This window comes from Glutamicibacter sp. AGC84, from assembly GCF_053543575.1.
In genome coordinates, this window is sequence record NZ_JBLVOC010000005.1 from 1 (window position 1) to 21,028 (window position 21,028).

Annotated in this window: 20 protein-coding genes and 1 tRNA gene; 12 read left to right on the plus strand and 9 right to left on the minus strand. The window is 64.4% G+C overall.

All coding sequences use genetic code 11. The features are described 5' to 3' along the window. Window positions 1-73 precede the first annotated feature (73 nt). The 10 genes from ACNPN0_RS01765 to ACNPN0_RS01810 all read left to right on the plus strand — a co-directional run bounded on the left by ACNPN0_RS01765 (window position 74) and on the right by ACNPN0_RS01810 (window position 10,444). On the plus strand, window positions 74-358 hold the full coding sequence (locus ACNPN0_RS01765) for an HU family DNA-binding protein (protein WP_013349906.1): 285 nt from the start codon (window positions 74-76) through the stop codon (window positions 356-358). Between the two features lie 275 nt (window positions 359-633). Then, window positions 634-918, plus strand: a complete 285-nt coding sequence (locus ACNPN0_RS01770; RefSeq protein WP_013349906.1) for an HU family DNA-binding protein — start codon at window positions 634-636, stop codon at window positions 916-918. A gap of 158 nt (window positions 919-1,076) precedes the next feature. After that, window positions 1,077-1,685: a hypothetical protein gene (locus ACNPN0_RS01775; protein WP_448937595.1), complete on the plus strand. Its 609-nt coding sequence runs from the start codon at window positions 1,077-1,079 to the stop codon at window positions 1,683-1,685. Window positions 1,686-1,728: 43 nt separating this feature from the next. Beyond that, window positions 1,729-2,319, plus strand: a complete 591-nt coding sequence (locus tag ACNPN0_RS01780; RefSeq protein ID WP_448937596.1) for a copper resistance CopC family protein — start codon at window positions 1,729-1,731, stop codon at window positions 2,317-2,319. A gap of 76 nt (window positions 2,320-2,395) precedes the next feature. After that, window positions 2,396-2,932, plus strand: a complete 537-nt coding sequence (locus ACNPN0_RS01785; RefSeq protein WP_434693955.1) for a copper chaperone PCu(A)C — start codon at window positions 2,396-2,398, stop codon at window positions 2,930-2,932. After that, window positions 2,919-4,067: a Dyp-type peroxidase gene (locus ACNPN0_RS01790; RefSeq protein WP_448937597.1), complete on the plus strand. Its 1,149-nt coding sequence runs from the start codon at window positions 2,919-2,921 to the stop codon at window positions 4,065-4,067. Before ACNPN0_RS01785 ends, ACNPN0_RS01790 begins: the two co-directional genes overlap by 14 nt. A gap of 65 nt (window positions 4,068-4,132) precedes the next feature. Continuing rightward, window positions 4,133-6,187, plus strand: coding sequence for a cytochrome c oxidase assembly protein (locus ACNPN0_RS01795; RefSeq protein ID WP_105657032.1), 2,055 nt, complete (start codon window positions 4,133-4,135; stop codon window positions 6,185-6,187). Further along, window positions 6,180-6,944: a hypothetical protein gene (locus ACNPN0_RS01800; protein WP_448937598.1), complete on the plus strand. Its 765-nt coding sequence runs from the start codon at window positions 6,180-6,182 to the stop codon at window positions 6,942-6,944. The genes ACNPN0_RS01795 and ACNPN0_RS01800 overlap by 8 nt, the downstream gene beginning before the upstream one ends. Window positions 6,945-7,116: 172 nt before the next feature. Then, on the plus strand, window positions 7,117-9,024 hold the full coding sequence (locus ACNPN0_RS01805; RefSeq protein ID WP_332727289.1) for an NHL domain-containing thioredoxin family protein: 1,908 nt from the start codon (window positions 7,117-7,119) through the stop codon (window positions 9,022-9,024). A gap of 181 nt (window positions 9,025-9,205) precedes the next feature. Further along, window positions 9,206-10,444 carry an MFS transporter gene (locus tag ACNPN0_RS01810; protein ID WP_332594843.1) on the plus strand — a complete coding sequence of 413 codons (1,239 nt, stop codon included), beginning with the start codon at window positions 9,206-9,208 and terminating at the stop codon, window positions 10,442-10,444. Here ACNPN0_RS01810 and ACNPN0_RS01815 read toward each other — a convergent pair. From ACNPN0_RS01815 to ACNPN0_RS01850, 8 genes are all read right to left on the minus strand, one after another. After that, window positions 10,441-11,463 carry a hypothetical protein gene (locus ACNPN0_RS01815; RefSeq protein ID WP_448937599.1) on the minus strand — a complete coding sequence of 341 codons (1,023 nt, stop codon included), beginning with the start codon at window positions 11,461-11,463 and terminating at the stop codon, window positions 10,441-10,443. The two genes, ACNPN0_RS01810 and ACNPN0_RS01815, sit on opposite strands and share 4 nt — an antisense overlap. A 66-nt stretch (window positions 11,464-11,529) precedes the next feature. Continuing rightward, window positions 11,530-13,065, minus strand: a complete 1,536-nt coding sequence (locus ACNPN0_RS01820) for a helicase HerA-like domain-containing protein (protein ID WP_448937600.1) — start codon at window positions 13,063-13,065, stop codon at window positions 11,530-11,532. Window positions 13,066-13,083: 18 nt separating this feature from the next. Further along, window positions 13,084-13,851: an amino acid ABC transporter ATP-binding protein gene (locus ACNPN0_RS01825; RefSeq protein ID WP_332485898.1), complete on the minus strand. Its 768-nt coding sequence runs from the start codon at window positions 13,849-13,851 to the stop codon at window positions 13,084-13,086. Beyond that, window positions 13,838-14,503, minus strand: a complete 666-nt coding sequence (locus ACNPN0_RS01830; protein WP_105657025.1) for an amino acid ABC transporter permease — start codon at window positions 14,501-14,503, stop codon at window positions 13,838-13,840. The genes ACNPN0_RS01825 and ACNPN0_RS01830 overlap by 14 nt, the downstream gene beginning before the upstream one ends. Window positions 14,504-14,576: 73 nt before the next feature. Further along, on the minus strand, window positions 14,577-15,404 hold the full coding sequence (locus ACNPN0_RS01835) for an amino acid ABC transporter substrate-binding protein (protein ID WP_332730604.1): 828 nt from the start codon (window positions 15,402-15,404) through the stop codon (window positions 14,577-14,579). A gap of 87 nt (window positions 15,405-15,491) precedes the next feature. After that, the gene (locus ACNPN0_RS01840; RefSeq protein WP_133833550.1) at window positions 15,492-16,421 is read right to left on the minus strand and encodes an AEC family transporter; all 930 of its coding nucleotides are present in this window, start codon (window positions 16,419-16,421) and stop codon (window positions 15,492-15,494) included. Between the two features lie 69 nt (window positions 16,422-16,490). Beyond that, window positions 16,491-16,561, minus strand: a tRNA-Gly gene (locus tag ACNPN0_RS01845). 105 nt (window positions 16,562-16,666) lie between these two features. After that, entirely contained in the window at window positions 16,667-17,152 is a 486-nt protein-coding gene (locus ACNPN0_RS01850) for an SseB family protein (RefSeq protein ID WP_105662527.1), read from the minus strand. 111 nt (window positions 17,153-17,263) lie between these two features. Between ACNPN0_RS01850 and ACNPN0_RS01855 the strand changes: the two genes are divergently transcribed. Next, entirely contained in the window at window positions 17,264-18,970 is a 1,707-nt protein-coding gene (locus tag ACNPN0_RS01855; RefSeq protein WP_332485900.1) for a fumarate hydratase, read from the plus strand. Between the two features lie 400 nt (window positions 18,971-19,370). On the opposite strand, the gene ACNPN0_RS01860 is transcribed toward ACNPN0_RS01855, so the two are convergent. Next, a complete protein-coding gene (locus ACNPN0_RS01860) occupies window positions 19,371-20,231 on the minus strand; it encodes a M15 family metallopeptidase (RefSeq protein WP_448937601.1) in 861 nt (286 codons plus the stop codon). A gap of 189 nt (window positions 20,232-20,420) precedes the next feature. Here ACNPN0_RS01860 and dcd point away from each other — a divergent pair, with 189 nt between their 5' ends. Then, on the plus strand, window positions 20,421-21,002 hold the full coding sequence (gene dcd / locus ACNPN0_RS01865; RefSeq protein WP_013349886.1) for a dCTP deaminase: 582 nt from the start codon (window positions 20,421-20,423) through the stop codon (window positions 21,000-21,002). The last annotated feature ends 26 nt before the right edge of the window (window positions 21,003-21,028 follow it).

Sequence of the window (21,028 nt, forward strand, 5' to 3'; positions counted from 1 at the left end):
TAAGACCGTGCGACCGTGCGGCGTTCGGGGCCCGGAAGAGGGCTTTGGATCACTAGTCCAGGAGGACCATACATTGGCTATGAACCGTAGCGAACTTGTTGCTGCTGTTGCAGCGAAGACCGAAAACTCCCAGGTTGCCGTTAATGGTGTTCTGGATGCAGTCTTCGAGGTTTTCGTCGACCAGATTTCCAAGGGTGAGAAGGTGTCGATCCCAGGTTGGTTGGCTGTAGAGCGCACCGATCGTGCAGCTCGCACCGGCCGCAACCCACAGACCGGTGAAGCAATCCAGATTCCTGCTGGCCACTCGGTCAAGCTGACCGCTGGGTCGAAGCTGAAGGCTGCTGTAGCCAAGAAGTAAGCTTCCGCTAGAGCTTTGCGCAAGGCCCGCTGTCCGTTCCCGGATTGGCGGGCCTTGCGGCGTTAAGGAACGTTGCAAAAGCCTTCATTGAACCCAAAAATGCTGCCGTTGAGCCAAGAAATCTGCAATTAGTTGAAAAAATCCCGGTTTTCCGCCTGTTTTCTGCAGTTCTGGGGCGAAACGTTTGATATGTTCTCACTGGTAAGACCGTGCGACCGTGCGGCGTTCGGGGCCCGGAAGAGGGCTTTGGATCACTAGTCCAGGAGGACCATACATTGGCTATGAACCGTAGCGAACTTGTTGCTGCTGTTGCAGCGAAGACCGAAAACTCCCAGGTTGCCGTTAATGGTGTTCTGGATGCAGTCTTCGAGGTTTTCGTCGACCAGATTTCCAAGGGTGAGAAGGTGTCGATCCCAGGTTGGTTGGCTGTAGAGCGCACCGATCGTGCAGCTCGCACCGGCCGCAACCCACAGACCGGTGAAGCAATCCAGATTCCTGCTGGCCACTCGGTCAAGCTGACCGCTGGGTCGAAGCTGAAGGCTGCTGTAGCCAAGAAGTAAGCTTCCGCTAGAGCTTTGCGCAAGGCCCGACCCGCTCCGGAGAAATCCAGGAGGCAGGGTCGGGCCTTCTGCTTTATCGGAGCACCGTTTGAGGCGCTCTTCTACTTCGCGTAGAATCAGCTTCGATCGTAGAACTCCGCGAAGAATGGCTGCCCATCGTGTCACAGAAACCCGCAACCCGCGTTATCCGCGGCTGGTTGGCGGCAAGCGTGTGCACCTGGACAGCCTTTGCCGCGCACGCCCACAGTGCGCCCACAGCGCTGTCGGTGGTGGCCATGGTGCTCATTACCTGCGTCTCTGCGGCTATCGGCGTCGTGCTGGTGGGCCGGAAGTTCTCCTTGTGGGCGACCAGCCTGGTCGTGCTGCTCAGCCAGGGGCTCTACCACCTGAGCTTGTCGGTGATGAGCCACCAGGGCGGCGATCTTTCCGGTCTGGAACACGCGCACCATGCGGGGCGCAATCCAGCGCTGGCGCAGGACATCACCGCGCAGTACGCCAACGTGCATACCGAATCGATGCTCTACGCCCACGTGCTGGCCGCGATCGCCAGCGTTCTGGTGCTCTACGGCGGTGAACGCCTGCTCAAGGCCTTGGCCGGCTGGCTCACCCTTTCAACGGCCCGGCGGATCCTCTCGCGCATTCGCGTGCAGGTACCTGCTGCCCGGCCGCTTCGTGCCTACTTCCCCTTGCGTTTCCAACTCAAGCTGGCGCAATTGGGAAGACTGCCGGAGCGCCGCGGTCCGCCCTGCTTAATTCTTGCTGCCTGAGTAAAGAATCGAAGCGCCCCGCAAGGGGCTTGGAAGGAACATCATGAGCGTAGTAACCAAGAACATCACCCGGCTGGTCGCAGTACTGGCATTCTCCTTGCTGGCCTTTGCCGGCTCGATCGGTGCCGCCAACGCGCACGACCAGCTGATCGGCTCCACCCCGGAGGCCGGGGCCACCATCAAGGAAGTGCCCGAGGACATCACCCTCGAATTCTCCGGCGTGCTCCAGAGCCTATCCGGCGTGGACTCCACGGTGGTCTCGCTGACCCTCGATGGGGAAAAGATCGACACCGAGGCCAGGACCAAGGGCACCAAGGTCACCGTCACCCCGGCCAAGGAGCTGGGCAACGGCGAGTACCAGCTGGCCTACCGCGTGGTCTCGTCTGACGGCCACCCGATCGAGAACAAGATCGGCTTCAGCGTCGACGCCCCGCAAGCCGCCCCAACCCTGGTCAGCTCGAGCGCGCCAGCGGCGCCTAGCGACTCCGCAGGGTCCGCCGACCTGGATCCAGGCGCTAACCCGGTCCAGGACCTGGGCAGCTCGATGAGCCCGGTGGTCTGGGTCATCATCGGCGTAGTCATCCTTGGCGGCGCGCTGGGCGTGCTGGCCAAGTTCATGCGCCAGTCCAAGTAGCCCCCACCCTTCCGGTGCGCCCGAGGCCACCGCTGCCTTTGGCGCGCCTGCACACCGAACCCGAAAGCTTGAGAACATGAATTTCCGCAAAACCACTGCACTGGCCCTGGGCCTTGGACTGCTGCTCACCGGCTGCGCGCAGAGCGCCGACGGGCAGCAGCCCGCACCGGCCGCCGAACAGGAAACCGCCGGGCAAGCCCAAGCGCTGGCCACCAGCGAGACCTGGGCCAAGGCCGCCGAGTCGGGCATGAGCGCGGCCTTCGGCATCCTGCACAATAATTCTGGCACCCCGATTGCGCTGCGCAAGATCAGCAATGCCCAGGGCGATCAGATCCAGATCCACGAAATGCGCGGCACCGGCGACGGGATGACGATGGCGCAGCTCGAAGGGGATCTGGTGATCGAACCCGGCAAGGACGCGGTGCTGGCACCGGGCGGCCACCACCTGATGTTCATGGACCTGCAGGAACCGCTGGTGGCGGCCCAAACGGCGAGGCTGAAGCTGGAATTCGCCGACGGGTCGAGCACCGAGGTGGACTTCCCGATCCGCAACTTCGACGGGGCCAACGAAAGCTACGACGAGCATGCCGGGGATGCGCATGCCGGGCACTAGCGTCGACCGCCGGCTGCTGCTGGGCACCACCGCGGCCGCCGCGCTGGGCGGAATGCTCACCGGGTTCGGCACCGGAAAGCTGAGCGCTCCAGCCCCAGCGGCCACCGCCAACCCGCAGGGGTACCGCCCGTTCTACGGGAAGTACCAGTCGGGGATCCTCGACGGCCAGCAGGCCCACGCGGTCTTCGCCGGGTGGGATCTGCACTGGCGCGAGGGCTCCAAGAAGGAGCAGTTGCGCGCGGTGCTGCAGATGATCACCGATGATGCGGCCCGGCTGGCCAGCGGCCGCGGGGTGCTGGCCGACACCGAACCGGAAATGGCGCAGCCCGGATGCGAGCTGACGCTGACCGTGGGGCTGGGCCAGAGCCTGCTGGATGTGGCCGGGCGCGGGCAGATCGGCACGCTGCCGCGCTTCGCCGGGGACCAGCTCGATGAGCAGTACGGGCAGTGCGATCTGCTGATCCAGTTCTGCGCGCAGGAGCAGACCGTGCTGCACCATGCGGTGCGGGCGGTGTCCAAGAACCTGCGCGGGCTGGGCGCCAGGCGCTTCGCCCAGACCGGGTTCATCAACCCCGGCGGGCGCGGGTTCCGCAACCTGTTCGGCCAGCTCGACGGGATCAACAACCCCGGCGGAGAACTGCGCGAGAGCGCGGTGTTCGGCCAGCCGGGCTGGATCGAGAACGGGACCACCTTGGCGCTGCGCAGGTTCGAGATGGACCTGGACGGCTGGGACGAGGTGGACGGCGCCGGACGGGACCATGCACTGGGCCGCCGGCAGTCCGACGGCGCGCCGCTGTCGGGCGCCAGCGTGGATGATCCGGTGGACCTGGCCGCGGCCAATGAGCTGGGGCTGCCGGCGATCGCGGCCAACGCCCACGTGGCGCTGGCCAAGCCGGCAAGCGCGGATGAGACCATGCACCGGCGGGGCTACAACTTCGACGGGGCGGCTTCCGGGTTGCTGTTCGCCAGCTACCAGCGCGACCCGGCCACCAGCTTCATCCCGGTGCAGCACCGGCTGGCGGCCGCAGATGCGCTGAACACCTGGCTGAAGCCGGTGGGATCGGGCCTGTACGCGATCCTTCCCGGGGTGCGCGAAGGCGGCTACCTGGGGGAGGCGTTGCTGGGCCAGGTGTGAGATGCGCCCAAAGCGGGCTGCCGCGCGGTGACCGGCCGGGCGAAAAATGAGATGATGAGAAGGTTATGGATACAGCACAGCGCACGGTTTCAGTCACCCGCTTCATCCTGCCCGGAATCCTCGCTGCGGCGGTGGCCTTCCTGGCGGCGGTGTTGTTCACCGGGATCGCCCGGCCGGCGGATTTGGCCGATCCCGGGGCTTTCGTGCGCTGGTCGCTGCCCATCTCCCGGGCCATCCACCATGCCTCGATGTCGCTGAGCATCGCCGCGCTGGTTTTCGGTGCGGCGATCATCCCGCGGGCCGCCAAGGTGACCGGCGATGCCGAAGGCCAAGCCCATCCGGCGTTCGCCCGCACGATGAATATCGCCGCCGGGGCCGCGGTGGTGTGGACCCTGTCCGCGGCCACCGTCATGCTGCTGACCTTCTGGGATTTGGCCGGCATCCCGATGAGCCTGGATCCGCAGTATTCGGCCGCGATCCTGGACTACATCCTGTCGATCACCAGCGGGCGGGCCTGGGCCTGGATGGTGGTGATCGCAGCGATCACCAGTTCGCTGGCCCTGGCCGCGCGCTCCAGGACCACGGTGGGGCTCAGCGCATTCTTCTCGCTGTTCGGCATCCTGCCGCTGGCCTTCATCGGCCACGCGGCCGGGGGAGACGACCACTTCGCCGCGGTGAACTCCATCGGCCTGCACCTGCTGGCCGTGGTGCTCTGGTTTGGCGGCATCATGGTGCTGGCCCTGCTCGCTCCGACGCTGGCCGGCGAAGCGCCGGGACGCAAACGCGGGCAGGTGCTGGCCGGGGTGGTGCTCAAGCGCTATTCCGCGCTGGCCACCTTCGCGGTGTTCCTGATGATCGGCTCGGGCCTGGCTTCGGCGGTGATCCGCATCACCGGCTGGGACCAGTGGCTGACCCCGTACGGCATCCTGGTGATCGTGAAGATCCTGATCACCCTGGGGCTGGGCGCACTGGGCCTGTGGCACCGGCGCATGGTGATCCCGCGGCTGCTGGAGGGCAAGTTCACGGCGCTGCGCGCGGCCTGGCAGGTCGTGGCCGGCGAGGTCATCCTGATGGCTGCGGTGATGTCGGTGGCCACCGTGCTGGCGCGCACCGCTCCGCCGACTTCCGATGAGCCTCCGGTGCAAGCGACCCCGGCCCGCCTGCTCACCGGCTACGATCTGCCGCCGGCCCCGGATACCGCCGCGTGGTTCACCACCTGGCGCATGGACTGGATCTGGGTGGCCGTGTGCCTCTTCGGCCTGGCCGTGTACCTGTGGGCCTTCATCAAGCTGGCCCGCCGCGGCGACAAGCCCAGCGTGCTGCGCCTGGCCAGCTGGATCGTGGGCCTTTTCGCGCTGTTCTACGTGACCAGCGGCGCGGTGGCCGTGTACGGCAAGATCCAGTTCTCCACCCACATGGTCGACCACATGTCGCTGACCATGATCGTGCCGATCTTCCTGGTCCTGGGCACCCCGGTCACGCTGCTGCTCAAGGTGCTGGGATCGCGCGTCGACGGCACCCGCGGCCCGCGCGAATGGATCCTCTACCTGGTGCACTCGCGCTACTCGAAGGTCATCACCCACCCGATTTTCGCCGCGGTGAACTTCGCCGGCTCGATCGTCGTCTTCTACTTCACCCCGTTGCTGGAACCGGCCATGCGCTACCACGCGGGCCACGAGCTGATGAACCTGCACTTCCTGCTCACCGGATACCTGTTCGCGCTGTCGCTGGTGGACGCCGACCCGGTCCCCAAGCGCTACCCGTACCCGATGCGCCTGGTGGTGCTGCTGGCTACCGTCGCCTTCCACGCCTTCTTCGGGGTGGCGCTGATGAGCACCGAAACCCTGCTGGCCCCGGATTACTTCGGGAACATGGGCCGCACGTGGGGCGGCACCGCACTGGAGGACCAGGTGGTGGGTGCCGGGGCGATGTGGGCGATCGGCGAAGTGCCGACCCTGGTCCTGGCCATTTTCGTGGTCATCTCGTGGCTGCGCCAGGACAAGAAGGACACCAAGCGCTACGACCGCCAGGCCGAGCGCGACAACGACGCCGAGCTGGCTGCCTACAACGAAATGTTCGCCCGCTTCAAGCAAGCCGACCGAAGGGACCCACGTGCCTAGCACCAAGAAAATCCTCGCCGCCTCCCTGGCGGTGTGCACGATGCTGGCCGCAAGCGCCTGCTCCGCGCAGTCCGAAATGCCGCAGGACGAAACGCACAAGATTGCCGTGCAGGGCACCGCGACGCCCAGCGCATCGCAAGAGCCGCAAGAGCCTGCCCAGCCGGAAGAAATGACCACCGCGCAGGTGGCCACCACGGCCGGCGCAGTGATGGCCGCCGAGCTCGGCTTCCCCTCCAGCGCCAAGATCCAGGGCGAGGACCTCGAATCCCTGGCCACGCCGCCCACCGATACGCTCAAGGACCTGGTGGTCCTGCCGTCCCAATGCTCGGCTCCGATCGAGGACTTGAACTGGTCGCCGGTGCAGCTGGGCACCGAGGCGGCGCGCACCGACTTCACCAACGAGAACCAGTCGATCACCGGGTCGGTGGAGGTGGCCAAGCTCGGCGACGGGGCGGCGAAGGTGGCGGCGCACAATGAGAACGTGGCCACCATCCTGGAGGAATGCAAGAGCGTGAAGCTCAACGGGCTGGACTACCGCGAGACCCTGGCATTCTCCGATCCGGGCGTGCAGGATGCGGATTCGGCCCTGTACTACAGCCGTGATGGGCAGTATGCGCAGGATTCGCTGGTGCTGATCAAGAGCACCGGGGAGTATGCGGTGATGGTCTCCTTCCTCTCGGCGACCTCGCTGCAGGATGCCACCTTCAACCAGGTGGCCACCGGCATCATGGACACCGTGCTCGCGCAGCTGCCCTAGCCCGCCGCCCCGGCAGGGAATAGAAGCCCTGGGCCTGCGGTTACACCAGCAGACCGTGAGCGAGTTTCACACTTTTCTCAATGTTGCTTAACACCGTTAGCCCCAGCGGGCCGCGGTGGCAGATAATTGAGGTTCGAATTGCCGCAGCCGCGGCGACAGCGAAAGGATCACCATGAGCACTTCCGAATCCGTCCGCGCCAATTACAAGGTGCGCGCCAGCGAACTGCTGGGCCGCAACTGGCTGAATACCGGCGGCAAGCAACTGGATCTGGACGCATTGCGCGGCAAGATCGTGCTCCTGGACTTCTGGACCTTCTGCTGCATCAACTGCCTGCACGTGCTCGACGAGCTGCGCCCGCTGGAGGAGCAGTACAAGGACGTGCTGGTCACCGTCGGCGTGCACTCCCCGAAGTTCGAGCACGAAGCGGATCCGGATGCGCTGGCCGCCGCAGTGGAGCGCTACGAAATCCACCACCCGGTGCTCGACGACCCGGAATTGGTCACCTGGCAGGCCTACGGTGCCCGCGCCTGGCCTACCCTGGTGGTATTGGATCCCGAAGGCTACATCGTCGCGCATCTGTCCGGCGAGGGCCACGCCCAGGGCCTGGGCTCGCTGGTCGAGGAACTGGTAGCCGAGCACGAAGCCAAGGGCACGCTGCACCGCGGCAACGGTCCGTACGTGGCACCGGCAGCCCGCGAGGGCGACCTGCGCTTCCCGGGCAAGGCGATCGCCCTGGCCAACGGCAACTTCCTGGTGGGCGATTCGGGCCACCACCGCCTGGTCGAACTGGCCGGCGACCTGTCCACCGTGGTGCGCACCATCGGCGCCGGGGTCAAGGGCTATGCCGACGGGGACGCTGCCACCGCGCAGTTCAACGAACTGCAGGGGCTGGCCGCATTGCCGGCGGAACTGGCCGCCGAAGTCGGCTACGACGTGATCGTCGCCGACACCGTCAACCACCGCCTGCGCTCGGTGAACCTGGCCACCGGCGCCGTGGGCACCCTGGCCGGCAACGGCGTGCAGCGCCTGCTGGATTCGGAGAACGCCCGCCAGGAAGTCCAGCCCACCGAGCTGGGCACCGATGCGCTGAATATTTCGCTCTCGTCCCCATGGGATGTGCTCTACCACCCATCGGGGCAGGTCATCGTCGCGATGGCCGGAACCCACCAGATCTTCGCCTTCGATCCGCGCACCGGCGCCGTGTCGGTCTTCGCCGGCACCGGGCTGGAAGGCCTAACCGATGGCGCGCCGGATGAGGCCTGGTTCGCCCAGTCCTCGGGCCTGGCACTGGATGGCGAAAACGTGTGGATCGCCGACTCGGAAACCAGCGCCCTGCGCTGGATCGAGGTTGAAGAAGGCAAGGCCAAGAGCGTGAACACCGCGGTGGGCACCGGCCTGTTCGACTTCGGCTTCCGCGATGGCGATGCGCAGCAGGCGCGCCTGCAGCACCCGCTGGGCGTGGCCGTGCTGCCGGACCACTCGATTGCCATCGCCGACTCCTACAATGGCGCGGTGCGCCGCTTCGATCCGGCCACCAAGACTGTCTCCACCCTGGCCAAGGGACTGAAAGAACCGGCCGACGTGCTGGTGGACACCACCGTGGACGGCGATCCGGTGCTGCTGGTCGTGGAGACCAACTCCCACCAGCTGGTGCGCATCCCGATCCCTGCCGAAGCACTGGTGGTCGACCAGGGCGCCAGCCAGACCCAGCGCCCCAAGACCCGCGTGCAGGCCGGCAAGCACGGGATCCTGGTCCGCTTCGCCGCACCCAAGGGGCAGAAGCTCGATGACCGCTGGGGCGATCCGACCCAGCTGAAGATCTCGGCCAGCCCGGAGGAACTGATCCTCGACGGCGCCGGCACCTCGGTGGGCCTGTCCCGCACCCTGGAACTGAATCCGGAGGTGGCCGAGGGCGTGCTGCACATTACCGCCCGCGCGGCGGCCTGCGATGGCGAACCGGGCGGCGAGATTCCCGATCACGCGGCCTGCCACCTGTACCAGCAGGACTGGGGCATCCCGGTGGTGCTGGACGCAGAGGGCGAGGACGAACTGCTCCTTGACCTGCGTGGCGTGAACTAGCCCCGGCCCGAAGCCTGCATCAGGCGCACCAGGGATGGTGCGCCTTTTGCGTGCCCGGCGGCGAACGCCCGGGCAGCGCCGCAGCAAGAATCTGAGGAAGCCTCAGCATTTTCCTGCCCGGGTGGCTAGACTGGAGGGCGGGAGGAGCCGGAGGGATCTGGCGGTAGCTATGGCGTCGAAAATGTTCCGTGCACTGGAAGTACCAAATTACCGGTTGTGGGTGATCGGTGCGCTGGTCTCCAATATCGGAACCTGGATGCAGCGCGTGGCCCAGGACTGGCTGGTGCTCACCGAGCTCACCGACCATGATGCAGTGGCCACCGGCATCACCACCGGCCTGCAGTTCCTGCCCGTGCTGCTGCTGGGCCCCTATGCCGGACTGATCGCCGACCGCTTCGACAAGCGCCGGTTGCTGATCCTCACGCAGAGCTTCATGGGAGTCTGCGCCCTGGTCCTGGGCCTGCTGGTGGTTACCGGCACGGCGCAGCTGTGGCATGTCTACGTGCTGGCCACGATGCTGGGCATCGGCGCCTCCTTCGACGCCCCGGCACGCCAGGCGTTCGTCTCCGAGGTGGTTCCCGGCACCCACCTGGCCAACGCGGTGGCGTTGAACAGCGCCAACTTCAACCTGGCCCGGCTGGCCGGACCCGGCGTGGCCGGTGCGGTCATCGCCCTGGTGGGCACCGGACCGGCGTTCCTGCTCAACGGCGCCTCATTCCTCGCGGTGATTTTCTCGCTGGTGTTCATGCGCAAGGACGCACTGAACCCTTCCAAGCCGGTCGCGCGCGCCAAGGGGCAGGTGCGGGAGGGCTTGGCCTACGTGAAGAACCGCAAGGACCTGGTGCTGATCTTCTTCCTGGCCGGCGTGATCGGCACCTTCGGGCTGAACTTCCAGATGACCAACGCGCTGATGGCCACCGAGGTCTACGGGGTAGGAGCAGGGGAGTACGGGATCCTGGGCTCGATCATGGCCGTGGGCACCTTTGGCGGGGCGCTGTTCGCCGCCCGGCGTTCGGCTCCGCGCTGGCGCTTCCTGATCGGCGGCGGGGTGTTCTTCGGCATCGCCGGGATTGCCAGTGCGTGGATGCCCAACTACATCGCATTCGCGCTGGTGCTGATCCCGGTGGGCCTGGGGTCGCTGACCTTCTTGAACAGCTGCAACACCATGGTGCAGACCTCGGTGCCCCCGGAGTACCGGGCGCGCGTGCTGGCGCTGTACCTGATGGTGGTGATGGGCGGTACGCCCATCGGCTCGCCGCTGATCGGCTGGTTCGCTGAACTGTTCGGGATCCAGATCGCCGTGACCATTGGCGCCGGGTTGTCGCTGGCCGCCAGCTTGGCAGCGCTGGTGGTCTGGCAGAAGTTCAAGACCAATGCGGTGCCGCTGCGCAGCCAGTTCCGCGAACTGCTCGGACGCTAGCCGGCCACCTGTTCGCCGCCGGCCACCGGAACCACGGAAACTTCGGTGGTGCTGGTGGTCAGCTGCGCGGTGAAGGAGTAGTCATCCTTGACGGTCTTCTTGGCCTTGGCGCCGGTGCGCAGATCCTGCTCGGTCAGGGTCAAGGTGGCGGTGGCCTTCAGCGGGGACAGCACCCAGGCGCCGTTGTAGTAGTTCACTTCAATGGTGGGGTACTTCGCGATGGACCAGTCGATGGTTGCCGGGTCCACGCGCGCCGAAGTGCTGTAGGCGAACGGGCATCCGGCAGGCATCAGCACCTGCTCGCTGGCGCACTCGTTGAGGTAGTTCTTCACCTTGGCATTGATGGCAGCGATGAATTCCTTGGTCGGCTCGGTCTTCAGCGCGATCTCCACCGGCTCCTTGGCAGGCTTGGTGACCACCATCCCGCGGGTGTCGGCCGCAAAGTTCTTGGTGCTGAAGCTCGCGTCGAGGATCGAGGGGTAGAACACCGGAAGGGTGCTCACGCCAGCCGATAACGGGATCTTCTGCTCGTTGACCGTGACCTCGTTGACGGTGTTGGCCTTGATCTTCACGCTGGGCAGCGTGCTTGGCTCGAAGGCCCACTTGTCGAACAGCAGCCAGGATTTGCCGGCATGGCGCAGCGAATAGGTCGATTCCTTGTCCACGCCGTGGGCCTTGTAATGCGCGGTGACGGTGCGCAACTGCTCATCGCCCTCTACCGCCTGGGCCTTGTCGGTGGAGAAATCCGTAATTCCGGCCTGGGTGCGCTTGAGCACGTCCCCATCCAGGGCAACAGCATCGCCCTGCGGGACCTGGGCCTGCATCAGGCCCAGGGCTTCGGCGCCTTCGCCCCTGGCCAGATGCTGCTGCAGTGCCTGCACCTGGTGCTGGGGGGAGAAGAGCGTACGGTTGGCGGCGATCGTTCCGGCAATGACCAGAACGACGACAGCCGCTGCAGCCAATGCCCAGCGAAGAGCCAGGCGGGCAGCGGAGATCGGCGTGGAATTACGAGTGTTCATCAGTAGCTAGGCTATCTGGTTTCCGGGCCCAGACCGAAAACGGCGTGCTGGAAGAGCCAGGTATTACTAACGGCGGCGCTTGCGGTTGCCGAAGAAGCCGCGGATCAGCTCGCGGCCAAGCACCTTGGCGGCGCCCATGGCCATGTCCATCATCGGGTTCTCTTCTTGGCGCGGTTGGCTCTGGCGTGGGGCGCTTTCCCGTCGTGGCTCCTTCGCCGGCTCGGGAGCAGTCGCTGGCGCCGGCGCCGCGGCCCGGGTTTTGGCCTCGAGCATTTCGCGGGCAGAATCACGATCCACTGCGGCGCTGTACTGCGCAGCCAGCGTCGAAGTGCCACGGACCTGGGCCATCACCTCAGGTGAGGCCGGGCCGATGTTGGACCCCGGCGAGGACATCTTGGTCCACGCTACCGGGGTCGGTGCACCTTTCTCGCCCAGCACGGTGACCACAGCCTCGCCGACACCAGCCTGGGTCAGTGCTTCCTGCAGGTCCAGCTCACCGGTTGGGAAGGTCTTGATGATCTGCTTGAGCGCGCTCTGGTCCTTGGCGGTGAACACGCGCACCGCATGCTGGATGCGGTTACCCAGCTGGCCGAGCACCTCATCGGGCAGGTCGGTCGGGGACTGGGTGATGAAGAACAGGCCCACGCCCTTGGAGCGGATCAGGCGCACGGTGTTGATGATCGCATCGGTGAACGCCTTGGTCGCATCCTTGAAGAGCAGGTGGGCCTCGTCGAGGAAGAACACCAGCTTGGGCTTCTCCAGGTCCCCGGCTTCTGGCAGGTCCTCGAACATGTCGGCCAGGAGCCACATGAGGAACGTGGAGAAAAGCATTGGCTGGGAGCTGACCGAGGGCAGTTCCAGGATGTTGATGACGCCCGCGCCGTCGCGCACCTGCAAGAAGTCCGCGGTATCGAACTCCGGCTGCCCGAAGAACTGGTCCAGTCCCTGGGTCTGCATGATCGTGATGCCGCGCAGGATCACCGATGCGGTGGATGAGGAGACGCCGCCCAGGGCGGCCAGCGCCGGGGCGCCGTCGTCGCTGAGCAGGAAGCTGATGACAGCTTTCAGGTCGCTGAGGTCATCCAGCGGCAGCTTATTGGAATCGGCGTAATGGAAGATCAGCTGCAGGCATTCTTCCTGGGTTTCGTTCAGTTCCAGGACACGGGCCAGCAAAATCGGGCCGAAGGCGTCCACGCTGGCGCGTACCGGGACGCCCTGCCCATTGCCACCCAGGCTGAGGAACTCGACCGGGTTGGTGCGCGCAACGAATTCGTGGCCGAGCTCGGCCAGTCGGGCACTGAGCTTCTCCGACGGTTCGGCAGGCTGCGCCAGGCCGCTCAGATCGCCTTTGACATCGGCGAGGAAAACCGGAACCCCGGCCACGGAGAGCTGTTCTGCCATGGTCTGCAAGGTGACGGTCTTGCCGGTGCCGGTGGCACCAGCGATCAGGCCGTGGCGGTTGAGCATTTTCAACGGCAGGCGGACCTGCGCGGTTGGCTCGGCCTTGCCGCCGATCAGTGCAGCCCCGAGCTCCAAGCAACCGGATTCGAAGTTGTAGCCTTCAACGAGGCTGGTCAGCAAAGTATTCGTTTCCTGGGTCATGGCTTCACTCTATTGCTTTTAGAACGGGTGCAACAGACGCTGGACGAAAGTTTGGGTGCGGGGGTTGGCAGGCGTGCCGAGCACCTGGGCCGCCGGACCGGTCTCCACGACCACCCCGCCATCCATGAACACCACGGTGTCGGCCACATCCCGGGCGAAGGCCAGCTCGTGGGTCACCAGCACCATGGACCAGCCCTCCTGGGCCAATTCCTTGATGACCGTGAGCACCTCGCCGACCAGCTCCGGATCCAGTGCGCTGGTGGGTTCGTCGAAGAGCAGCAGATCCGGCTGCTGCATCAGCGCGCGGACAATGCCCACGCGCTGCTGCTGGCCGCCGGACAGGGAGTTCGGGTAGGCGTCGGCCTTGGCTTCAAGGCCCACGCGGGCCAGCAGCTTCTTCGCCTGCGCCAGGACCTGGTCCTTGGGACGCTTTTGCACCTCGATCGGCCCGATGCTCACGTTCTGCAGCACCGTCAGATGGGGGAACAGGTGATGTCCCTGGAACACCATCGCCGAACGCTTGCGCAGGATCTGTGCGGCCTTGGGTTTCATCCCGGCGCTGAAGGAAACTTCCGGCCCGCCGGCGAATCCGACGGTGCCGGCATCGGCGATTTCCAGGCCGTTCAGGCAACGCAGGGCGGTGGTCTTGCCAGAGCCCGACGGGCCAATCAGTGCCAGCACTTCACCGGAATGCACGGTGAAGTCGATGCCCTGGAGCACCTGGTTCTCGCCGAAGGCCTTATGCAGGGCGGTGACGGAGAGCAGGGCGGAATTACTTGGCGACATACTTTTCAAGCCTTCCTTCAACAGAGTTTTGCAGGGCCGAAAGCACCAGGCAGATGACCCAGTAGATGGCTGCGGCCTCGCAATAGAGCAGCAGGAACTCGTAGGTGGAGGCCGTGATTTCCTGGGCCTTGCGGAACATTTCGGTGACCAGGATGGTGGAGGCCAGCGAGGTGTCCTTGACCAGGGAAATGAAGGAGTTCGACAGCGGCGGCACAGCCACCCGGGTGGCCTGCGGCAAGATCAGCCGGTACAGGGTGCGCGTGCGCGACATGCCCAGGGTGTAGCCGGCTTCCCATTGGCCCTGGGGGACCGAGAGGATCGCGGCACGAATGATTTCAGCGGCGTAACCGCCGATGTTCAGGCTGAAGGCGATGATGGCACTAGGCCACGGGTCGATGGTCAGGCCCACCGAAGGCATGCCGTAGAAGATGACGAACAGCTGCACCAGCAGCGGCGTGCCGCGAATGATGGAGATGTAGATCCGGGCAATCGAGGAGATGACCCGGTTCTTGCTGATCCGCATCAGCGCCATCAGCAAGGCGATGACCAGGCCCAAGGCCATGCTGATCAGGGCCAGCGGAATGGTTGCCGTGATCGCCCCGAGGGCTAACGGCCCGAGCGAGTCGAGGAATAACTGCCATTTCGAATCCATGGGCTACCTTTTGCGCAAATGAGACTGGCTCCACGCGTTCTTACGTGTGGAGCCAGTCTACTTATAGTGTTTGCTACTTGCTGACGTCTTCGCCGAAGTACTTCTCGGAGATCTTTGCCAGTTCCCCCTCGGCGCGCAGCTCCTCGAGCGCGGTGTCAATGGCCTGGGCCAGTTCAGTGGAATCCTTGCGCAGGGCTACAGCGGATTCGCTCTTCTCCTCGGATTCGGCAGCGATCTTGATGCTGTCATCCGGGTTGGTCTTCTGCGCATCCAGGAACGTCAGCTTGTCGTTCACGGTGGCATCGACACGGCCCTGCTTGAGCAGGGTGATCGACTGGGCCCAGCCTTCCACCGGCTCGACGTTCGCGCCGGCGGCCTTGGCGGTCTCGTAGAAGTTGCTGGTCAGCGACTGCGCGGTGGTCTTGCCCTCCAACGTCTCGAAAGAGGTGATCTCGCTGTTATCGCTCTTGGTTACCACCACGCCGGTGGAGACGGTGTAAGGCTCGGTGAACAGGTACTTCTCTTCGCGTTCCGGGTTGATCGAGACCTGGTTGGCGATGGCATCAAAACGCCCGGCATCCAGTCCGGCGAAGATCGCGTCCCACTGGGTTTCCTGGAACTTGACCTCGACGCCCATCTTCTCGCCGACGGCTTCGATGACCTCGACGTCGTAGCCGGTCAGCTCGTTGCCCTCGTGGTAGGAGAACGGGCGGTAGGTGCCTTCGGTGCCCACGGTCAGCACGCCCGAATCCTGGACCTTCTTCAAGGTGGCTCCGGTGTCCGCCGAGGGCTTGGCGCCACCGGATTCGCTTGCGGAGGTCGATGGGCCTGCCGAGCCGCAGGCGCTCAGTGACAGGGCGATAATTGCGGCAGTAGCCAGCAGTGGTGCGGTGCGCTTCATAGTGACCTCGCTAGGGGAGTGGATAAAACCTGTTGTCCTATTGAACACTCTAGTGATGATCGCTTATTCCTGCAGTTGGAAGTTACGCTAAATTCCGAGGACGATCGCCAGCAGCATCATCAGCGGGATCGCGCAGATGGTGGTGACCAGGACCGTGTCCTTCGCGATTACCACCCCGTGGTCATAGCGCATGGCCGTCACGAAAATGTTCTGCGCAGTTGGCAGGCCGGCCATGATGACCGACGCCACCAGCAGCTCGCCACGCAGATTGAATACCCAGTAGGCCAGTGCCCAGGCCAGGAACGGGTGGAGCAGCAGCTTGGCCCCGGCGGCGATCAGCACGTCGGCGCGGCGGCCCGACTTCTTTTCCAGCGGCTTGGAACCCACCAAGGAGATGCCGAAAGCCATGAGCATGGCGGGGATCGAGGCGCCGGCGATCAGGTCGATCGGTTCGAGCACGATGGAGGGCAATTCGATGCCGGTCAGCGCGACGGCCAAGCCGAGCAGCGACCCGATGATCATCGGGTTCTTCGCGGTGGCCAGCAGCAAAGCGATCGGGGTGGTGCGGTGCCGCGAGGTGGTGGCATCCAGCATCGCCAGATTGATCGGCTGGTAGAGGGCCAGCTGGAAGAGGATGATCGGGGCCGCGTAGGACATGTCGCCGAGCACGTACAACGCGATGGGCAGGCCCAAGTTGGCGGAGTTCACCGTGGAGGCGGACATTGCCGCGATGATGCTTTCCGAGGCCGGGCGCTTGAGCATCCGGGCCGTCGCCAGGTAGTAGAGAACCGCGGTCAGCGCCGCGGACAGGGCGGCAACCCAGAGCAGCGGCCCGAGCACGGAAACCGGATCGGACTCGGCCAAGGTGGTGAACAGCAGGGCGGGGCTGGCCACGAAGAAGGTGACCCGGCTGAGCACATGGCGGCCTTGCTCGCCCAGCACCCCGGTGCGGCCCACCAAGTAGCCGACGAGAATGACAACCCAAATGATGGAGAAGCCTTCGAGGACTCCGGTCATCGTGCTCCTTCGCTGGCAATCAGCAGACCAACAACGCCGGAGCACCATTGGTGCCCCGGCGTTCGCTTGAGCGGGCGACGGGAATCGAACCCGCGTATCGAGCTTGGGAAGCTAGCGCTCTACCATTGAGCTACGCCCGCAGTGCACCGAGCGGCCTATTGACGGCCCGGGCATCAAAAGCATATCCAACGAATCCCGCGCACCGGAAAACGGCACGGAAAATCGTGGCCAAAGTTACGCAATGCCTATTCGGAGGGCTTCTCGTTGAGCAGCTGCTCGCGCAGGATTGCCACCCCATCGGCCGGGACCTCGAAGCTGAGCTCGTCGCCGGGGTTCACCACGAAGCCGGTGTTCTCCAATGCGCGCACCACGGTGGCGCCCTGGACCTTCACGCCGTACGGCGCCATGTCGATGTACGAGGAGGGGATGCGCTCCAAGGTGGTGAAGACCGCTACCACGGCCTCACCGGAAGGGTTGGTCAGCATCATCGGCTGGGCATTCTTGTTCTCGCCGGTGACCTCTTCACGGGAGAGGAAATACACCTCGGCGCTCATGAAAGCGCCGATGACCGAGCCGGACAGCTCAGGTTTGTTGAGCCCGGCCTGCAGCATCATTTCGAAATGCGTCTTGGGCTGTGCCCGCTGCTTGTCCATTGGCGTTTCGATGATCGCATCCGGGACCTGGTCTGGTTCTTGGCCTTCAGCGGCGGCGGAGGTGTTCTCGTTGCTCATGTACTACAGCATGTCGCGATAAACCCCCAGGTGCAAACGCCGAATGCGGTTAATTCGGGGTAAAGGCCTAAAATGGCAGATGAGCACACACGATTGAATCAAGGACTGAGCATGCCTGAATTCCGTTACGAGGATCTTCTGCCAATTGGCGAAGATACCACCCCGTACCGCAAGATTTCCTCCGAAGGTGTCGAAGTTGTCGCCGGCCCGGATGGAAAGAACTTCCTGAAGGTCGCGCCGCAGGCACTGGAGCAGCTGGCCGAGACCGCGCTGCACGACATCTCGCACTACCTTCGCCCGGCCCACCTGCAGCAGCTGCGCAATATCCTCGACGACGAGGATGCCAGCCCGAACGACAAGTTCGTCGCCCTGGACCTGCTGAAGAACGCCAACATCGCCGCCGGCGGCATCCTGCCGATGTGCCAGGACACCGGTACCGCGATCGTCATGGGCAAGCGCGGCCAGCGCGTGCTGACCGAAGAGCAGGACGAGATCTCGCTGTCGCGCGGCATCTACAACGCCTACACCCGCCTGAACCTGCGCTACTCGCAGCTGGCTCCGATCACCACCTGGGAAGAGAAGGCCACCGGCAACAACCTCCCGGCGCAGATCGACCTCTACGCGAACACCAAGGACGGCGCTGACACCAGCTACAAGTTCCTGTTCATGGCCAAGGGCGGCGGATCGGCCAACAAGTCCTTCCTGTACCAGGAGACCAAGGCGATCCTCAACGAGAACTCGATGCTGAAGTTCCTCGATGAGAAGCTGCGTTCGCTGGGCACCGCCGCGTGCCCTCCGTACCACCTGTCCATCGTCATCGGCGGCACCTCGGCCGAGATGGCGTTGAAGACCGCGAAGTACGGTTCGGCCAAGTACCTGGATTCGCTGCCGACCGAAGGCGCGATGACCGGCCGCGGCTTCCGCGACACCGAGCTGGAAGACAAGGTCCTTGAGCTGACCCGCCACTTCGGCATTGGCGCGCAGTTCGGCGGCAAGTACTTCTGCCACGATGTGCGCGTGGTGCGCCTGCCTCGCCACGGCGCCTCGCTGCCGGTGGCCATCGCAGTATCCTGCTCGGCTGACCGCCAGATGCTGGCCAAGGTCACCGAAGAGGGACTGTTCGTCGAGCAGCTGGAAACCGATCCAGCCCGCTTCATGCCGGCGGAGGACCACCCGGCCCTGGCCGCGCACGACGACGAGACCGATGGCGTCACCGGCACCGGTGGCTCTTCGGTGGTCAAGATCGACCTGAACAAGCCGATGAGCGAAATCCTGGCCGAGCTGACCAAGTTCCCGGTCAAGACGCGTTTGTCGCTGTCCGGTCCATTGGTTGTGGCCCGCGATATCGCACACGCCAAGGTCAAGGAACGCCTGGATGCTGGCGAGGAAATGCCGCAGTACCTCAAGGACCACCCGGTCTACTACGCAGGTCCTGCCAAGACCCCAGAAGGCATGCCTTCGGGTTCCTTCGGCCCAACCACCGCAGGCCGCATGGACTCCTACGTGGACCAGTTCCAGGCTGCCGGCGGCTCGATGGTCATGCTGGCCAAGGGCAACCGCTCCAAGCAGGTCACCGACGCATGCAACACCCACGGCGGCTTCTACCTGGGCTCCATCGGCGGCCCGGCGGCACGCCTGGCCCAGGATTGCATCAAGAAGGTCGAGGTGCTCGAATACGAGGAACTGGGCATGGAAGCGATCTGGAAGATCGAGGTCGAGGACTTCCCGGCCTTCATCGTTGTCGATGACAAGGGCGAGGACTTCTTCGCCGAGACCTTGAAGCCGACCTTCACCGGCATTCCGGTGCGCGCGAAGTAATTTTCCAGCGCTCTGGGCAGGAACCACCTGCCATGAACTGCTCCCCAAAAGTTGGACTGTAGAAGCCAGCAACTTTTGGGGAGCATTTTCATGCCGTCCGGCGGCACGCAACCTGGAAAACCGTTCCCGGGATTGCATGCCGGTGCGGAGGGCAGATTCCAGGATGCTCCCGCAGAGGGGCAGGGTGCTGACGAAGCTACTTTGCGTGAACTTGCTGCTTCGCGTCCCGGGCACTAGTTAATATTGGACGCTAGTACTGGATGCCCCGCTGCACCATGATTCGGGCACTGCCCAACGCCCAGCGGATTGCGGGCAGAGCCGCGAAATGGCGACTCGCAGCGGCAATTTTCGTGGTTCCGGCGGTTCTGGTGGACCTGGCAGCGGCCTGTTCCAGACCGGGCTACTGGGTGAAGCCGAAGCCCCAGTCGCGGTACGGCGGAAGGAAACGCAGGACCATCAAGTCCTCGTCCACGACAACATCTTCGCCGGCCTTCTTGGATTTTTCGTGCGGCTCTTCGTCCTTGGCTTTCGCGGGTTCTTTCTCGACCGTTGCCTTTGCTTCGCTTTGCTCGGCATCCGCTATCGAGGCGGCCAGCATCTGGTGGTACTCTTCGAACGTTTCCGCTCCGGAAGCAAGCATCGCTTCGGCATGCTCGACGCCGACATAGCGCACATGCCACGGCTCGTACTTGTAGCCGGTGATCTCTTCCTTGCCCTGGGGGTAGCGGATGATCAGACCGTATTCCGCCGCGTGCTCGGCAATCCACAGGCCGGCCGGGGTCTGGCCGAATTCGGCTTTCAATTCGGCGCGGCTATCGGTGTAGCCCAGGTCTGCGGCCAAACCAAGCTGGTGCTCGCTGGTTCCGGGGCGCGCAGAAATCCGTTCGGCATAAGCGGTGCCGTACTTGGCTTGGTACTGGTTGAACAAGACCGCCTGGCGCTGGTACGAACGGTATGCGCTCAGCAGCTTGATCGAATGGCCGGCAGCGCGCGCATCAGCAATGAACGCTTCAATGGCCTCTGCCGCCTCAGGACGCAGGGTCATCGAGCTGCCGGCAACACCAACTAGCTTGCCGGGAACGTAGTCCTCCGGCGAAAGCTTCGTGGTGGGGTTGATCAAGGCCAAGGGGCTCGATGCCTTCGACAGCTGCGAGCTCTCGACGGCAGGCAGATCCTCGGCCGGCGCAGCGAGTGCGGCGGTGCCGGAGAGCAGCAATGCCGATGCGAGTACGGTGCCAGTCAGCGCGGAGGCTAGGCGCATGTTGAATAAACCCTTGAGTTGCGGAGCGATGATGGGAAATCCCACCTTAACGATAGCTGGAAACGCTGGGTAATTGGTGGGAAATCTGCGACCAGCTGGTGAACAGGATGCGGCCAGTGATCTCGACTCACTGTACATAATTGGCCTAATAGTTCGGCTGCCGGGGAAAGTCAGGATAAATTTATACGCGTGTTGTATTCAGATGGTGACATTCGTCGAGAAATAGCGTCCGGTGAGATTGGGCTAGAGCCCTTTGACCCGCAGATGGTCCAGCCCGCATCCGTGGATGTTCGACTTGACCGGTTCTTCCGGCTTTTCGATAACCACAAGTATGCGCACATCGATCCTTCGGTGGAGCAAGATGAACTGACGCGCCTGGTCGAGGTCGACCCCGATGAGCCATTCATCCTGCACCCGGGCGAATTCGTGCTCGGCTCGACCTACGAAGTGGTGACCTTGGGCCACGGCGTGGCCGCCCGCCTGGAAGGCAAGAGCTCCTTGGGCCGCCTTGGCCTGCTGACCCACTCCACCGCGGGGTTCATCGATCCGGGGTTCTCCGGCCACGTGACCTTGGAACTGTCCAACATGGCTACCTTGCCCATTAAGCTGTGGCCGGGATCGAAGATCGGCCAGCTGTGCTTCTTCAAGCTGACGTCGGACACCGAGCATCCATATGGTTCGGGACCCTACGGCAACCGCTACCAGGGCCAGCGTGGCCCCACGGCTTCGCGCAGCCACCTGAACTTCCACCGGACCATCATCGAGAACTAAGCGGCAGTACCGCTCAGGATCCCGGC

Excerpts from the sequence above, each read along its gene's own strand:
- ACNPN0_RS01830 (WP_105657025.1), bottom strand. The coding sequence starts at position 14,503 with ATGGATTCGAAATGGCAGTTATTCCTCGACTCGCTCGGGCCGTTAGCC.
- ACNPN0_RS01810 (WP_332594843.1), top strand. The coding sequence starts at position 9,206 with ATGTTCCGTGCACTGGAAGTACCAAATTACCGGTTGTGGGTGATCGGT.
- ACNPN0_RS01790 (WP_448937597.1), top strand. The coding sequence starts at position 2,919 with ATGCCGGGCACTAGCGTCGACCGCCGGCTGCTGCTGGGCACCACCGCG.
- ACNPN0_RS01840 (WP_133833550.1), bottom strand. The coding sequence starts at position 16,421 with ATGACCGGAGTCCTCGAAGGCTTCTCCATCATTTGGGTTGTCATTCTC.
- ACNPN0_RS01855 (WP_332485900.1), top strand. The coding sequence starts at position 17,264 with ATGCCTGAATTCCGTTACGAGGATCTTCTGCCAATTGGCGAAGATACC.
- ACNPN0_RS01805 (WP_332727289.1), top strand. The coding sequence starts at position 7,117 with ATGAGCACTTCCGAATCCGTCCGCGCCAATTACAAGGTGCGCGCCAGC.
- ACNPN0_RS01825 (WP_332485898.1), bottom strand. The coding sequence starts at position 13,851 with ATGTCGCCAAGTAATTCCGCCCTGCTCTCCGTCACCGCCCTGCATAAG.
- ACNPN0_RS01780 (WP_448937596.1), top strand. The coding sequence starts at position 1,729 with ATGAGCGTAGTAACCAAGAACATCACCCGGCTGGTCGCAGTACTGGCA.
- ACNPN0_RS01860 (WP_448937601.1), bottom strand. The coding sequence starts at position 20,231 with ATGCGCCTAGCCTCCGCGCTGACTGGCACCGTACTCGCATCGGCATTG.
- ACNPN0_RS01815 (WP_448937599.1), bottom strand. The coding sequence starts at position 11,463 with ATGAACACTCGTAATTCCACGCCGATCTCCGCTGCCCGCCTGGCTCTT.
- ACNPN0_RS01785 (WP_434693955.1), top strand. The coding sequence starts at position 2,396 with ATGAATTTCCGCAAAACCACTGCACTGGCCCTGGGCCTTGGACTGCTG.
- ACNPN0_RS01795 (WP_105657032.1), top strand. The coding sequence starts at position 4,133 with ATGGATACAGCACAGCGCACGGTTTCAGTCACCCGCTTCATCCTGCCC.
- ACNPN0_RS01850 (WP_105662527.1), bottom strand. The coding sequence starts at position 17,152 with ATGAGCAACGAGAACACCTCCGCCGCCGCTGAAGGCCAAGAACCAGAC.
- ACNPN0_RS01835 (WP_332730604.1), bottom strand. The coding sequence starts at position 15,404 with ATGAAGCGCACCGCACCACTGCTGGCTACTGCCGCAATTATCGCCCTG.
- ACNPN0_RS01820 (WP_448937600.1), bottom strand. The coding sequence starts at position 13,065 with ATGACCCAGGAAACGAATACTTTGCTGACCAGCCTCGTTGAAGGCTAC.